At 72.5% G+C, this 13,854-nt stretch carries 13 protein-coding genes; 6 read left to right on the top strand and 7 right to left on the bottom strand.

Annotated elements, in window-relative coordinates; all coding sequences use genetic code 11:
- The first annotated feature begins 30 nt into the window (after positions 1 to 30).
- Together QMZ92_RS15665 and QMZ92_RS15660 are read left to right on the top strand one after the other, a co-directional pair.
- Positions 31 to 1,395 (top strand): MFS transporter, encoded by a 1,365-nt coding sequence (locus QMZ92_RS15665; RefSeq protein ID WP_283297989.1) that lies wholly within the window; start codon positions 31 to 33, stop codon positions 1,393 to 1,395.
- A gap of 268 nt (positions 1,396 to 1,663) precedes the next feature.
- Positions 1,664 to 2,038 (top strand): RNA polymerase-binding protein RbpA, encoded by a 375-nt coding sequence (locus QMZ92_RS15660; RefSeq protein WP_003959706.1) that lies wholly within the window; start codon positions 1,664 to 1,666, stop codon positions 2,036 to 2,038.
- 237 nt (positions 2,039 to 2,275) lie between these two features.
- Here QMZ92_RS15660 and fxsA read toward each other — a convergent pair whose 3' ends face one another.
- From fxsA to QMZ92_RS15640, 4 genes are all read right to left on the bottom strand, one after another.
- Positions 2,276 to 2,857 carry an FxsA family membrane protein gene (fxsA, locus tag QMZ92_RS15655; RefSeq protein ID WP_283297988.1) on the bottom strand — a complete coding sequence of 194 codons (582 nt, stop codon included), beginning with the start codon at positions 2,855 to 2,857 and terminating at the stop codon, positions 2,276 to 2,278.
- Between the two features lie 196 nt (positions 2,858 to 3,053).
- Positions 3,054 to 3,821 (bottom strand): polyprenol monophosphomannose synthase, encoded by a 768-nt coding sequence (locus tag QMZ92_RS15650; protein WP_283297987.1) that lies wholly within the window; start codon positions 3,819 to 3,821, stop codon positions 3,054 to 3,056.
- A 508-nt stretch (positions 3,822 to 4,329) separates the two neighbouring features.
- Positions 4,330 to 5,952: an amidohydrolase gene (locus QMZ92_RS15645; RefSeq protein ID WP_283297986.1), complete on the bottom strand. Its 1,623-nt coding sequence runs from the start codon at positions 5,950 to 5,952 to the stop codon at positions 4,330 to 4,332.
- 9 nt (positions 5,953 to 5,961) lie between these two features.
- Positions 5,962 to 6,402, bottom strand: a complete 441-nt coding sequence (locus QMZ92_RS15640) for an Lrp/AsnC family transcriptional regulator (protein ID WP_138056379.1) — start codon at positions 6,400 to 6,402, stop codon at positions 5,962 to 5,964.
- A gap of 204 nt (positions 6,403 to 6,606) precedes the next feature.
- On the opposite strand from QMZ92_RS15640, the gene QMZ92_RS15635 reads away from it, so the two are divergent.
- The gene (locus QMZ92_RS15635; protein WP_283297985.1) at positions 6,607 to 7,011 is read left to right on the top strand and encodes a hypothetical protein; all 405 of its coding nucleotides are present in this window, start codon (positions 6,607 to 6,609) and stop codon (positions 7,009 to 7,011) included.
- 302 nt (positions 7,012 to 7,313) lie between these two features.
- A complete protein-coding gene (locus QMZ92_RS15630) occupies positions 7,314 to 7,562 on the top strand; it encodes a hypothetical protein (protein ID WP_502962061.1) in 249 nt (82 codons plus the stop codon).
- Here the strand turns inward: QMZ92_RS15630 and QMZ92_RS15625 are convergent.
- The 3 genes from QMZ92_RS15625 to QMZ92_RS15615 form a co-directional block, all read right to left on the bottom strand.
- Positions 7,525 to 8,697, bottom strand: a complete 1,173-nt coding sequence (locus QMZ92_RS15625) for an acyl-CoA dehydrogenase family protein (protein ID WP_283297984.1) — start codon at positions 8,695 to 8,697, stop codon at positions 7,525 to 7,527. The two genes, QMZ92_RS15630 and QMZ92_RS15625, sit on opposite strands and share 38 nt — an antisense overlap.
- Before the next feature lie 355 nt (positions 8,698 to 9,052).
- Complete coding sequence (locus QMZ92_RS15620; RefSeq protein WP_283297983.1) at positions 9,053 to 9,199, bottom strand: SCO1431 family membrane protein; 147 nt, start codon at positions 9,197 to 9,199, stop codon at positions 9,053 to 9,055.
- 155 nt (positions 9,200 to 9,354) lie between these two features.
- A complete protein-coding gene (locus tag QMZ92_RS15615) occupies positions 9,355 to 10,713 on the bottom strand; it encodes a C39 family peptidase (RefSeq protein WP_283297982.1) in 1,359 nt (452 codons plus the stop codon).
- A 173-nt stretch (positions 10,714 to 10,886) separates the two neighbouring features.
- On the opposite strand from QMZ92_RS15615, the gene QMZ92_RS15610 reads away from it, so the two are divergent.
- Both QMZ92_RS15610 and QMZ92_RS15605 read left to right on the top strand, forming a co-directional pair.
- Positions 10,887 to 11,525 (top strand): uridine kinase family protein, encoded by a 639-nt coding sequence (locus QMZ92_RS15610; protein WP_283297981.1) that lies wholly within the window; start codon positions 10,887 to 10,889, stop codon positions 11,523 to 11,525.
- A 359-nt stretch (positions 11,526 to 11,884) separates the two neighbouring features.
- A complete protein-coding gene (locus tag QMZ92_RS15605; protein ID WP_283297980.1) occupies positions 11,885 to 13,807 on the top strand; it encodes an AAA family ATPase in 1,923 nt (640 codons plus the stop codon).
- The last annotated feature ends 47 nt before the right edge of the window (positions 13,808 to 13,854 follow it).

Genomic DNA, 13,854 nt, shown 5'->3' with positions numbered 1-13,854 from the left:
CCCCACGGGGACGAGTGAGGGGGGCGGGTCGTGACCGCTGACACCACGGACCGGACCACCGGTGCCGACGACACCGATCGCCGCCGCGAGCAGCGCGGCTGGTACTTCTACGACTTCGCCTGCTCCGTCTACTCGACGAGCGTCCTGACGGTCTTCCTCGGCCCGTACCTCACCGCGGTGGCGAAGTCGGCGGCGGACGCCGACGGTTTCGTCCACCCGCTCGGCATCCCGGTCCGCGCCGGTTCCGTGTTCCCCTACGCGGTGTCCGTCTCGGTGGTGCTGGCGGTGCTGGTGATGCCGATGGTGGGTGCCGTCGCCGACCGCACCGGCCGCAAGAAGCCGCTGCTGGCGGTCGCCGCGTACCTGGGGGCGACGGCGACGGCGGCCATGCTCTTCCTCGACGGGGACCGCTATCTCCTCGGCGCGTTCCTGCTGATCGTCGCCAACGCCTCGCTGTCGGTCTCGATGGTCCTCTACAACGCGTACCTGCCGCAGATCGCCGGGCCGGAGGAGCGGGACACGGTCTCCTCACGCGGCTGGGCCTTCGGCTACACCTCGGGGGCGCTGGTCCTGGTACTGAACCTCGTCCTCTACACCGGCCACGAGTCCTTCGGGCTCTCCGAGTCGGAAGCGGTCCGCGTCTGCCTGGCCTCGGCAGGGGTGTGGTGGGGCGCCTTCGCGCTCGTGCCGCTGCGGCGGCTGCGGGACCGGCGGACCGCGGCCGGGACGCCCGCCCTCACGGAGGGCGCGGTCGGAGCGGGCTGGCGCCAGCTGGTCGCGACCCTGAAGGACATGCGCCGCCATCCGCTGACGCTGTCCTTCCTGCTGGCGTACCTCGTCTACAACGACGGGGTGCAGACGGTGATCTCCCAGGCATCGGTGTACGGCTCCGAGGAGCTGGGCCTCGACCAGACCACCTTGATCACGGCGGTGCTGCTGGTGCAGGTGCTGGCGGTGGCCGGCGCGCTGGGCATGGGCCGGCTGGCCCGCGTCCACGGAGCCAAGCGCACGATCCTGGGCTCGCTCGCCGTGTGGACGCTGATCCTCGCCGCCGGATACTTCCTGCCCGCGCGGACGCCGGTGTGGTTCTACGCACTCGCCGCCGCGATCGGCCTGGTGCTCGGCGGGAGCCAGGCGCTGTCCCGCTCGCTGTTCTCCCATCTCGTCCCGCGCGGCAAGGAGGCGGAGTACTTCTCCGCCTACGAGATGAGCGACCGGGGGCTGAGCTGGCTGGGACCGCTGGTGTTCGGTCTGGCGTTCCAGCTGACGGGAAGCTACCGGACCGCCATCATCTCTCTGGTGATCTTCTTCGCACTGGGATTCGTGCTCCTGGCACGTGTCCCGGTGAGGCGTGCGGTGGCCGCGGCGGGGAACCCGGTACCGGACCGGATTTAGACGTTGAAGCGAAGGGCCGGTAGTGTACGCCTTTGGCCTGCCAGGCGGACCGTTACTGCGCGCTGAAAAGCTCCAAACGCTGGGTGACACTTTCTGCCAGATGTGACAAACCGGGCACTGGTGGGTACCCAAACCCTGGAAAAGCAGCGGCACGACGGGCGACGACGCATGACCGGCAACGGGAATCTTTACCGCCGACCGGACGTTGACCGGATGACGACGACAGCGACACCTGTCCTGTGGGCGACAAGCCCGGGAGGCACGATTCATGAGTGAGCGAGCTCTTCGCGGCACGCGCCTCGTGGTGACCAGCTACGAGACCGACCGCGGCATCGATCTGGCCCCGCGCCAGGCGGTGGAGTACGCATGCCAGAACGGACATCGATTCGAGATGCCGTTCTCGGTGGAGGCGGAGATTCCGCCGGAGTGGGAGTGCAAGGCGTGCGGCGCCCAGGCACTCCTGGTGGACGGGGACGGCCCCGAGGAGAAGAAGGGGAAGCCCGCGCGTACGCACTGGGACATGCTGATGGAGCGGCGCACGCGTGAGGAGCTCGAGGAGGTGCTGGCCGAGCGGCTGGCCGTCCTCCGCTCCGGGGCCATGAACATCGCGGTGCACCCGCGCGACAGCCGGAAGTCCGCGTAAGGACGTACCGCCGACTCGCACAGAGCGCAGGAGCCGCGGGCTGCGGCACACACATCGTGTGCCGCAGCCCGCGGCTCCTTCGTATGCGCTCTCGTACGCCGGGCACACGGCTCGGGAACGCGCCCGGGCCGCTCCGTGCGGCACCGTGGCACCGACCCGGCACGAGCAACCGGCCGCGTCACCTTCGGTGCGCAGGCGCGCCCCCTGCGGGCCGCAGGCCGTGCGGCGTCCCTCGGGCTACGACGTCAGCGGCGGACGCGGCCCCGGCTCGGGACGGGGTCCCGTGGGCGCGTCCTCGCGGACGACCTCACCCCGCACGATCTTTCCATCCGGGCGGTGAATACGGGCCTGCTGGAACGCGTCTCCGAGAGAACCGGGACTCGCCTGCCGCATCCGTCGCTCCAGCGACCGCTCCGCCCTCCGCCCGAGGGCCGTGCGGACCGCCGGTACGAGCAGCAGGAGACCGGCCGCGTCCGATACCAGGCCGGGCAGCATGAGGAGCAGTCCGCCGAGCATCAGGAAGCCGTTCCCGGTACTCCGTGCGTCCTCGGCGCCCGCCGTCCCCGCCGTGCCCGACTGCTGCCGCTGGATGGTGTCCGACAGACTGCGGAAGGCACGACGGCCGGCCCGTTTGATCACCACGGCACCGAGCACGCCTCCGGCCACGAGCAGCGCGAAGACGGTGAGCCCGCCCGCGGCACCGGCCACGAGGGTCAGCAGCCAGATCTCCAGCACGAGCCAGGCGGCGATGCCGAGGGGAACGAAGGTGCGGGCGCGTGAGCGCTTGGGGGCGGTCGGTGTCGTTGCGCCGGTCGTCATGCTCCCAGTGTGCCTGGGCCGCGGCAGGAGTGACGTAAGGCCGGTCGGCAATCCGGCCGGCGGAGTGGGAGTGCCGTGCCGCGGCCGGAATCCGGTGCGGTCCGGCCGACCGCTCCGGAGCCCCGGCCCGGTGACCGGGACCCGGCACCGGAGAGCGGGAGCGGCCGTCGGAAGCCCAGGAGCTCGGGCGAACCCGTCAGAGCGGCCTGCGGCCGATGATCTTGCCCGCCCGGGTGCCGACTCCCCAGGCGGTGACCCGCCACAGCGCCTCGACGACGATGTCGCGACTCATCTTGGAGTCGCCCAGCTCGCGCTCGACGAAGGTGATCGGCACCTCCACGACGTGGAAGCCCGCCTCCACGGCCCGCCGGGCGAGGTCCACCTGGAAGCAGTAGCCCTGCGAGGCCACGTCGTCCAGCCCCAGCCCTTCGAGGGTCTCCTTCCGGAAGGCGCGGAAGCCGCCCGTGACGTCGCGGATCGGCACACCGAGCAGCAGTCGCGAGTAGGTGCTGCCGCCGCGCGAGAGGAACTCCCGGGACTTGGGCCAGTTCACGACGCGCCCGCCGGGCACCCACCGGGAGCCGAGCACGAGGTCGGCACCCTTGAGCGCGGTGAGGAGCCTGGGCAGTTCCTCCGGCTGGTGGGAGCCGTCGGCGTCCATCTCGACCAGGACGCCGTAGCCGTTGTCGATGCCCCAGCGGAAGCCCGCGAGGTAGGCGGCTCCGAGGCCCTCCTTGCCCTTGCGGTGAAGGACGTGGATCCGGCCGTCCTCGGCCGAGAGCTCGTCGGCGATCTTTCCCGTGCCGTCGGGGCTGTTGTCGTCGGCGACCAGGATGTCGGCCTCCGGCACGGCGGCACGCACCCGGGAGACGATCGGCTCGATGTTCTCCGCCTCGTTGTAGGTCGGAATGATCACCAAGGCTCTGCCGAGCGGACCGTACCGCCGCTGACCGCCGTCGTTCATGCTGCCCCTTAACGTCCGTACGCAGGGACCCACCATAGCGAGCGCCGTCGGCGGGGCGACGACGGCACGGTGCGGGGCGGAGGGTGGGGCCCGGCGTCCTTCGGGCCGGCCTGGGAACCGCTGGCTGCGGGTCGACCGAGAGCCGTTGTCTACTGAACGCCGCGCCCCACCCTGGTCGCACCTCCCCCCGAGCACCATAGGAGCAGGGGAGACCCCCACCGGCCGCGGCCTTCCCTCGCCCCGAGGCGCGGGCGCTGGACCTGGCTCCCAGTGGTGGAGCGCCGGTGCGGCGCTCCACCCCCTGGCCCAGCGGCGTTCGACGACTGCGTGGAAGCCGGCCGGTCGGACGTCCTGTGGTGGACCCGCCGAACCTACCGGCCGACGGGCGCACTCTGTCAACAGTCGTGCGATCTGCGGCGATTGACCGATTGGGCTGGTCAGCGACGAAGATCCGCAGGTCGTGGAGGAACCCGCACGGCGGTGGGCGCCGGGAGGATTCGTCCCGATGTCACTCGCCCGGCCGCACGTAGACCGTTTGTCCGGAGACCACGGTTCGCAGGCACTCCGGGAGCGTGTTTCCGGGGGTGAGATCGGGCAGGCCGGGCGTACCGGAACGGGGGTCGGTGGACCAGCGGGCGACCCGGTCGTCGGGCGCCTGGACGACGAGCTCACCGGTGCGCCAGACCGCGTAGTCCGCAGGGGCCCCGGGCACCAGCGTGCCCGCGTCGTCGCGTCCGACGGCGCGCCAGCCGCCGCGGGTGTGGGCGGTGAAGGCGGCGCGTACGGAGACCCGGTGCTCGGGAGTGCGGTGGAAGGCCGCGGCCCGCACGGTACCCCACGGGTCGAGGGGGGTGACCGGGCTGTCCGAGCCGAAGGCCAACGGGACCCCGGCGCGCAGCAGGGCGGCGTACGGGTTGAGGGTGCGGGCCCGCTCGGCGCCCAGGCGCTGCGCGTACATGCCGGTGTCGCCGCCCCAGGCCGCGTCGAACGCGGGCTGCACCGAGGCGGTCAGACCGAGTTCGGCGAACGCGGCGACCGTTTCGGGGGTGAGCATCTCGGCGTGTTCGACCCGGTGGCGGGCGGCCCGGATCCGGGCGAGACCGACGGCGTCCGCGGCGGCCCTCACTCCCGCCACGACGTTGCTGATCGCATGGTCGCCGATGGCGTGGAAGCCGGCCTGGAGCCCGGCCTCGGTGCACGAGGTGACATGCGCGGCGACGGCGGCCGCGTCGAGGTGGGCGGCGCCGGTGTGCGGGGCGTCGGCGTAAGGCTCGTGCAGGCAGGCGGTGTGCGAGCCGAGCGAACCGTCGGCGAAGAGGTCTCCTGCCGCTCCGGCGGCCCCGAGGGCGCGGGCCCGCTCCACGTCCGTCTCGGCCCAGTAGCCCACGACGCGCGGTCCCGGCTCGTCGGCCGCCGTCTTGAGCAGCCCCGTGAAGTCGTCCTCGGAGGAGATGTCGGGCCCACCGCACTCGTGGACGGTGCCGACGCCGAGGGACACGGCGTGCCGCAGCGCAGCACGCTGGGCCTCGGCCCGCTGCCCGGGCGAGACCGAGGCGTACGCAGCCGCCCGGACGGCGTGGTGCGCATCGCCGGTGAGCGGCTCGCCGCCGCGGAAGCCGTCCATGCCCCGGACCGCGGGCACGAGGTCGAGCATCGCGGTGGTGACCAGCGCCGAGTGGACGTCGATCCGGGTGAGGTAGAGGGGGCGGCCTCCCGTGAGCCCGTCCAGCTCCTCACGGCTGAGCGGCCGCCGCTCGGGCCAGCGCGAGGCGTCCCAGCCGTGCCCGATGAGGACGCGGTCGGCGGGCCTGGCCCCGGCGTACGCCCGGATGCGTTCCGCCGCCTCGGCGAGCGAGACGGCGGAGGAGAGGTCGAGTCCGGTGAGCGCCAGGCCCGTCGCCGTCGTGTGCACGTGCGCGTCCACGAAGGCCGGGGTGACGAGGGCGCCCTCGAGGTCGATCACCTCGTCCACCCCCGAGGCGAAGGCGTCCGCGGCCCCTTCGGAGCCCACCCAGGCGACGTGCCCGCGTTCGACGACCATCGCGGTGGCGAAGGGGTCGGCGGGGCTGTGGACTTCTCCACCGCGCAGCAGCACGGTGCGGTGTTCGGCCGGGGTCGCACTCTCGCTCATGGGAACAGCCTAGATTCGCGGCGGCCGTGCCTCGTACGGGGTGGAGAGCACCACCGTCGTGCGCGTGGAGACACCGGCCAGAGAGCGGATCTGGCCGAGCAGTTCCTCCAGCTCGAGCGGGGTTCCGACCCGGACCTTGAGGATGTAGTTCTCGTCGCCGGCGACGCTGTGGCAGGCCTCGATCTCGGGTACGCCGGCCAGCCGCTCGGCGATGTCGTCGGGGGCACTGGGGTCGAAGGGTTTCACCGAGATGAACGCGGTGAGGGGCAGTCCGACCTCCTCGGGGTCGACGACGGCGGCGTACCCCCGGATGACGCCCCGCTGCTCGAGCCGGCGCACGCGCTGGTGCACCGCCGAGGTGGACAGGCCCGTGGCCCTGCCCAGATCGGTGTAGCTCATGCGCCCGTCCCTGACGAGCAACTCGACGATCTGACGATCCAGCTCCTCCATGCACGTCAACCTATTGCCCCGGGCGCCCTCCGGCACAGTCGGCCGCCCCCTGGGAGGGCACCTGCGGGAGGCATGTGACGAACACCACAGGTGCGGGGCCGTGTCCGTCGGGGCCGCGCGGTTACCCCGGGTGCCGGGAGGGAAGTGCTTGCTGTGGTCGAGGCCGCAAGCGCCTGGTCGGCCCACCCGAGGGGGAGATTTTCCATGCAGAGCCTGAAGCGCACCGGACGTCACGAACCGGAGCCTGCTGATTCCGTCGTTTCCCGCGAGGACGACGAGCTCGACTCATACGAGACCTTCGAGATGTACCGGGTCGTCTGCCCGGACTGCGCGCAGCCGATCGCGCTGCTCGCGGACGAACACGTGCTGCCCGAGCACGCACTGTGCCCGACGCCGTGGAACCCGTTCGTGCTCTCGGTCTGCGCCGGGACGGGCCGGGCGGCGGCGGAGGCCCGCCCCGCGGACGACACGCTCGAGGTCCAGGAGCAGGACACAGCACTGCTGTTGACGCTCCCTCAGGGACTGGACTGGCGGACGCAGCCCTTCTCTCACGTCGGCGGCCCGGGCTCGCGGCCCTTGAAGGTGCCCCCGATGCGGCGGGCCGCCTGAGCGGCGGCTCCCCGCCCACCCGGACTCCCCCGCCCCACGACGGCGCCGCTCTCGCGGTGCGGGACGGTCCGGTCCGGTCCGGCATCCCCGGCATCTCCCGTCCGCCGAAGTACGCGTGACGGCACGCCACACCCCGGGTCGCGCGACGGCCTCCGCGGGGCGCGCACACTCGCCCCTGCGGCGCGTGCGTGCGCGACAGGGATCACGCCGGGACCGGGCCCGCACGCCCCGGTGAGGGGGCGAACCGGTGCTCGAATGACATCGAGGGTGACTCCGCACGGCCGGACGCCGTTTGGACGGGCATGACCGCGCAGCACCCCAAGAGCGGCCAGGGCCGCCGCCGGCTGATGACGTCACGTCAAGAAGAATCGGTTCCGCATACGCCCGATCCGCCGATCTACCGCGATCTGCTGCACCGCTGGGCCACTGCCGGACGGACCCTGCCGGGCCGCCGCGACCAGGAGTGGAACAGGCTCACGGCGGCGCCGGTGTGGAGCGGGCGGACCGGCTGGGTCAGCGGGACTCTGGCCCAGCCAGGTGACGGGCGATGACCATCCGCTGGATCTGGTTGGTGCCCTCGACGATCTGCAGCACCTTGGCCTCGCGCATCAGCCGCTCCACCGGGAAGTCCGCGGTGTAGCCGTAGCCGCCGAGGACCTGCACGGCGTCGGTGGCGACCTGCATCGCGGTGTCCGTGCAGAACAGCTTGGCCATCGCCGCCTCCTTCGAGAACGGCAGGCCCCGGTCGCGCAGCCGCGCGGCGGCGAGGTACAGCGCACGGCCGGCCTCGACCTTCGTGGCCATGTCCGCGAGCATGAAACGCAGTCCCTGGAAGTCGGCGATGGGGCGGCCGAACTGCTTCCTCCCGGTGGCGTAGGCGAGGGACTCGTCGAGCGCGGCCTGGGCCACGCCGATCGCACAGGCGGCGATGCCGAGACGTCCCGAGTCGAGCGCGGAGAGGGCGATCGCGAAGCCCTGCCCCTCGTCACCGATCCGGCGGGCGTCGGGAACGCGTACCCCGTCGAAGTGGAGCTGGGCGGTGGGCGAGCCCTTCATGCCCATCTTCTTCTCGGGCGCCGCCGCGCTCAGCCCCTCCGCGTCGCCCGGTACGAGGAACGCCGAGATGCCGCGGGCACCTTCGCCGCCGGTGCGGGCCAGCACGGTGTAGAAGTCGGCGACCCCGCCGTGGGTGATCCAGGCCTTGGTCCCGGTGATGACCCAGGCGTCGCCGTCGCGCTCGGCCTTCGTGCGCAGGGAGGCCGCGTCCGAGCCGGACGACGGCTCGGAGAGGCAGTAGGCGCCGAGCAGCCCGCCGCCGAGCATCGCGGCGAGGTGTTCTCCGCGCTGCTCCTTGGTCCCGTAGCCGGCGAGCGCGTGGCAGGCGAGGGAGTGGACGCTGACTCCCAGACCGACGGTGAGGCGGGCCGCGGCCAGTTCCTCGAGGACCTGCAGGTAGACCTCGTACGGCTGGTCGCCACCGCCGTACTCGGAGTCGTAGGGGAGGCCGAGCAGTCCCGACTCGGAGAGCAGGGAGAACAGTTCGCGCGGGAAGCGGCCCGCTTCCTCCTCCTCGGCCGCGTGTGGAGCGATCTCCCGCTGGACGATCTCTCGGACCAGGGTGATCAGATCCCTGGCCTCCTCGGTGGGCAGTGTGCGGTCCACCGGCTGCGGGGCGCGGTCGGGCATTGCGGCGCTCTCCTCCCTGTCGGGCGCTGCGGCGGTCGCGCGCGAAGGGTTTGGACGGCGCCGCCGGATGTCACTGGTGCGCCGATGCTGCCCTCCCGGATCACGGAAGTGGCTGACCAGCGGCTGTGGCGGCTTGAGTATGCCCCATCCGACGCCGTCCGTCACGGGCGGGAATCACGCCGTGGGGCTTGGGCGGCCCGGCCACCGGACCTCCCCGGCCACCTGCGGGCGCCCCTACGGCGGGAACTGATCAGGTCGACCGACCGAGCGGGAGGGGCGGGGGCGGGAGCCGGTCGGGCTGCCTGTCCCCTTCTCACACGTGCGCGAGGGCGGTTTCACGCGTCCGTGCGGGCCGTCAGAGGAGCCCGGCCTGGGTGACGAGCATCGCCAGGACGACCACGAGCACCCAACCCATGACGTGCTCGGCGATCTTGGGGCCGTCGTCCTCGGGACCTCCGGTGCGGGCCCGGGCGACGTTGGCGTTGGCTGTGGTCGTGGTCATGGCAGCTCGCTCGGTCGTCCTTGTGGTTCCGGTCACCCCCCGGCGGACCCGGCCGCGCCCTCACCGGGTGCGGGGGACCTGCCCCGACCACAGTGCCAGCCGCGCCGCAGGCGGGCAGTGACACCGGTCACGGCCCCGGGCGCGGCGGTGGCGCGTCAGTCGATGCCGAGAGCGGCGAGGGCCTTGCGCTGGGCGGCCGTCGGGCGTTCGGGCCAGAAGAGGTAGCAGACGCCGCCTGTGCCGGACGCCACTCTCCCGCTCGCGTCGTACCGCTTGGTGCGGAGCCAGACCGTCTCCCACTCCGCCCGTCGGTACACCCGGCGCACGGCCTCGTTGCTGGGTGAGGCGGGGTCGTTCGCGATCACGTCCCCGCCGGCGGTGAAGCCGATCGCGGTCATCAGATGGCCCGAGGTGCCGTAGCCCGCGCCGGTCAGCTCCTCCTTGAGGAAGGACTGGGAGGTGATGGCGGGGACGCCCGCACCGACCAGCGTCTCCAGCTGGCCGAGCGACTCCAGCCGGGTGACCACGGCGTTCATCTCGCGGTACGTGGCCGCGTAGGCGGCGTTGAACGCCCAGTTCCCGCAGCCCTCGTACTGGTGGTCGTAGGTGTGGCGGGCCGCGTGGCAGACCTGGGGGTCGGCGAAGTCCGGGTCGACCCAGGCCAGCTCCCCCGCCGTCGGCCTGCGGCCCCAGTACTCGACGATCATCTGCGAGGACGTGGGGCTGCACCAGGCCTCGCCGCCGTTGTCGTACTCGGGGTACTGACCGACGTGGGTGTTCTGCGAGTAGCGCGGCACCGCCAGCTCACGGGCGATCCGGGGCGCGGAGGCCGGCACGGTGAAGCGGTCCGGGACGTCCGAGGCCATGGCCCCGACGCGCCACACGGTCGGTGTGAGGGCCGTTCCCGGTCGGCGGTAGAGGGTCAGCCGGAGCCGGTAGGAGACCAGCCGCAGTCCGCCCGCCGGGTCGTCCACGGCGAAGGTGTCGGTCCAGATGCTGCTCCTGCCGTCACTCTGGCCGTCGACCGAGGCGCGCAGGATGTCCCCGTCGCCGGCCGCCCAGCGGCCCATGACGAACCACGGGGTCGTACTGCCGTCGCTGTAGGTGCCGGAGAGTTCCGTCTGCAGCCAGGTCCCGGCCGGGGTGCGGGCGTTCCAGGAGGCGATGACCTCGGTGGCGGCCACCCGGGGGCGGTGCACCGGCGAGATCCACCGCGCGTAGTCCCAGGCCGTGGTGCGGCCGGTGTGCGGGTCGGCGTACCGCGTGCGGCCTGCCGGAGCGCCGATCACCAGTCCCGGGCGGCTGCCGGCGACGGCGCGGGTACCCGCACCCTCGCCGCTGTGCCAGTCCGTGTACGAGCTCCAGAAACGGTTGTCCACGAGCGGACGGGGGCGCGCGGCGGGCCCGGGAGATCCGGTGGCGGCAGCCGTGGCGGCGGAGGTCAGGGCGCTTCCGCCGGCCGCGGCCGCGAGTGCCGCGGTGAGTACGGATCTGCGCGAGGCAGGCGTGGTCATGGGACCTCCGGAAGCGGTCTCGGGGGGTGCGTCGGTGCGCCAACCATCTCGGTTCCCGAACGGCTTCTGCCAGCGACTCGCACGGCGCCACCCCGACCAATATTGGTCTCGACCAGTGGCATGACCTGCAACAGACCGACGGCGGGCCCACGCACTCCCTTAGGGTGATCCCCATGAGCCGCCCCGTGTCCCTCGAACGCGCCGCCGCGGGCCTCCGCGCACTGCCACCGTCCTGCGGCCCGGTCCGACTGATCGCGGTCGACGGCCACGCGGGTTCCGGCAAGAGCACGTTCGCCGCCGGACTCGCGGAGGCGCTCGGCGGAGCGCCGGTGCTGCGCCTCGACGACATCGCCACCCACGAGGAACTCTTCTCCTGGACCGGCCGATTGGTTGAACAGGTGATCGACCCGTGGTCGCGCGGCGAGAGCGGGCTGTATCAGCCGTACGACTGGAATCTCCGCCGCTTCGGGGCACCATGCATGCTGCCCGCAGCGCAGGTCGTCCTGGTCGAGGGCGTGGGCGCAGGCCGCCGGGCGCTGCGGCCCCATCTGGCCCGCCTGTTGTGGATGGAGCGGGGCCCGCAGGAGTCGTGGACACGCGGCCGGCGCCGCGACGGACCGGAGCTCTCCGGCTTCTGGGACGGCTGGACCGTGGCGGAGAGCCGCCATTTCGCGGACGACCCCTCGCGCCCGTTCGCCGACACCCTGGTACGCGAGTTGCCCGAGGGGTACGAGTGGCTGCCAGGACCCGGCGCGACAGCAGGAGCGAACCATTTCCTCACGGAACGTGACCACCTCCGACCACCGTACTGAACAGTCGGAAATCCACCCTGCCGGGTGCCTCAACTCTGCTTGACCCAGGGCCCTTACAGGTCTTACGTTCTCAATGTGCGGCTTTTCGGAGTCGCCCGGACGCGAAGCCCCCGGTTGTTCCCCCGTGATCGGGGGCTTCGTTCTATCCTCAGCACCTTCCCCCCGGCACTCCTGCGGCACTCCACGCTCACCCAGGGTCACCGTTCGCGCCATGCTCGCGCGCCCTTAATCAGCCGCCCCCTGCGCAGGTACGATGCACCCCGGTGCGGTCAATTCCCGTCCGCGACAAGGTGGTTCGGCACGCTCCGCCGGGCATCCGCCCGGTGGGACAGCACGGGGGCAGGTATGTGGGGGACCCGATGGACATCGGCACGCAGGGCTCACCGGCCCCGGCCGACCTCGCCTGGGTGCGCGGCGTGGACGCCTACACCATGGGCGCCTACCCGCAGGCGGAGGAGGAGTTCAGGAGCGCGGTGCGGCTCGACCCCGGGATGGCCGACGGCTGGCTCGGACTGCACGCCCTGCGCGTGGACACCACCACCGCGCTGCTGAGGATGTACCGGAACCGGGAGCGTTTCGGCGAGCAACGGAGCCGTCACCGCCGCAGGCTGAACTCCTGGTACTGGCTCGGCTGGTGGGTGCAGCCCGTGCTGGAGAGCCCGCGCGACCTCCTGCTCGCGCACGCCTCGCACTGGCTCGACGGGCGCCATGTGCCCGAGCTGGACCGCGCGCTCGCGGGGCTGCCGCCGGTCGACGCCGATCCGCAGGTCCGCTTTCTGCACGCCTGCCGCGCCTACCTGGTCAAGGACTGGGAGCAGCTGGTGCGGCACACCGAACCGCTCGTGGACGATCCGCTGCTCGGGATCGAGGCCGGCCTGTTCGCCGGCATGGCGCGGGTGCGGCTGGAGATGTACGGGCAGGCGGAGCCGCTGCTGTCCGCGGCACTGATGCGCTGCCGCAGCGAGCAGCCCCAGCGCAAGGAACTCCGCTACTGGCTGGCCCGGGCTCATGAGGGCACCGGCCGCAGCGCCGCCGCCCTGCCGCTGTACCGGGCCGTGCACCGGGTGGACCCGGCCTTCATGGACACCTCGGCCCGGCTCACCGCGATCGCCGACTACGACGGCATCGACGGCATCGACGGGACGGACGAGGCCGCGGGCCTGGCCACCGTGTCGCTGGCGGGCGCGGGAGCGGGTGCGGGTGCGGGACAGGACTCCGCGGACGCCCAGCCGGCCGAGGCCGAGCCCCCCTTCGTACCCGAACCGCGCTACGGGGGCGAGCCCCAGCCCCCGCTCGGGCCCGCGGCCGCCGCGAGCCCGGCCGACCGGGTGCGGCAGAAGTCGGGGGCCCCGCGCCGGTCTGCGCCGCCGTTCCCGTCCGGACCCACCGATCCGGTGCTGCTCGCCGAGGCGCTCGCGGAGCTGGAGCGGATGGTGGGTCTGGAGCCGGTGAAACGGCAGGTGAAGGCCCTCTCCGCACAGCTGCGGATGGCTCGGCTGCGGGCCGAACAGGGCCTCCCCGTCCAGCCCCCGAAGCGGCATTTCGTCTTCTCCGGCCCGTCCGGCACCGGCAAGACGACCGTGGCCCGCATCCTGGGCCGGGTCTTCTACGCGCTCGGGCTGCTGGGCGGCGACCATCTGGTGGAGGCGCAGCGCTCCGACCTGGTCGGGGAGTTCCTGGGCCAGACCGCGGTGAAGGCCAATGAGCTGATCGACTCCGCGCTCGGCGGCGTCCTGTTCGTGGACGAGGCGTACGCGCTCTCCAACACCGGCTACAGCAAGGGCGACGCCTACGGCGACGAGGCGCTGCAGGTGCTGCTGAAGCGGGCCGAGGACAACCGGGACCATCTGGTGGTCATCCTCGCCGGCTATCCGGAGGGCATGGACCGGTTGCTCGCCACCAACCCCGGGCTGTCCTCGCGGTTCACCACCCGGGTTGACTTCCCCTCGTACCGGCCGCTGGAGCTGACGGCGATCGGCGAGGTGCTCGCGGCGGCCAACGGCGATCTGTGGGACGAGGAGGCGCTGGACGAGCTGCGGTCGATCAGCGGCCATGTGGTGGACCAGAGCTGGATCGACGAGCTGGGCAACGGCCGCTTCCTGCGCACGCTGTACGAGAAGAGCTGTGCCTACCGGGACCTGCGCCTCTCGGGGTACGCGGGCACACCGACACGCGAGGACCTGGCGACGCTTCGGCTGCCGGATCTGATGCAGGCGTACGGGGAGGTGCTCTCGGGCCGCGGTCCGCGGGACCGCGGCTCCCAGGACCCCACCGGACCGTGAGCCCCCTGCGTCACGCGGCCGGAACGGCTGCAACCGCCGCCGGGGTG

The sequence above is a fragment of the Streptomyces sp. HNM0645 genome (genome assembly GCF_030056615.1).
GTDB lineage: Bacteria > Actinomycetota > Actinomycetes > Streptomycetales > Streptomycetaceae > Streptomyces > Streptomyces marianii.
This window is presented reverse-complemented; position numbering and strand designations above follow the sequence as displayed.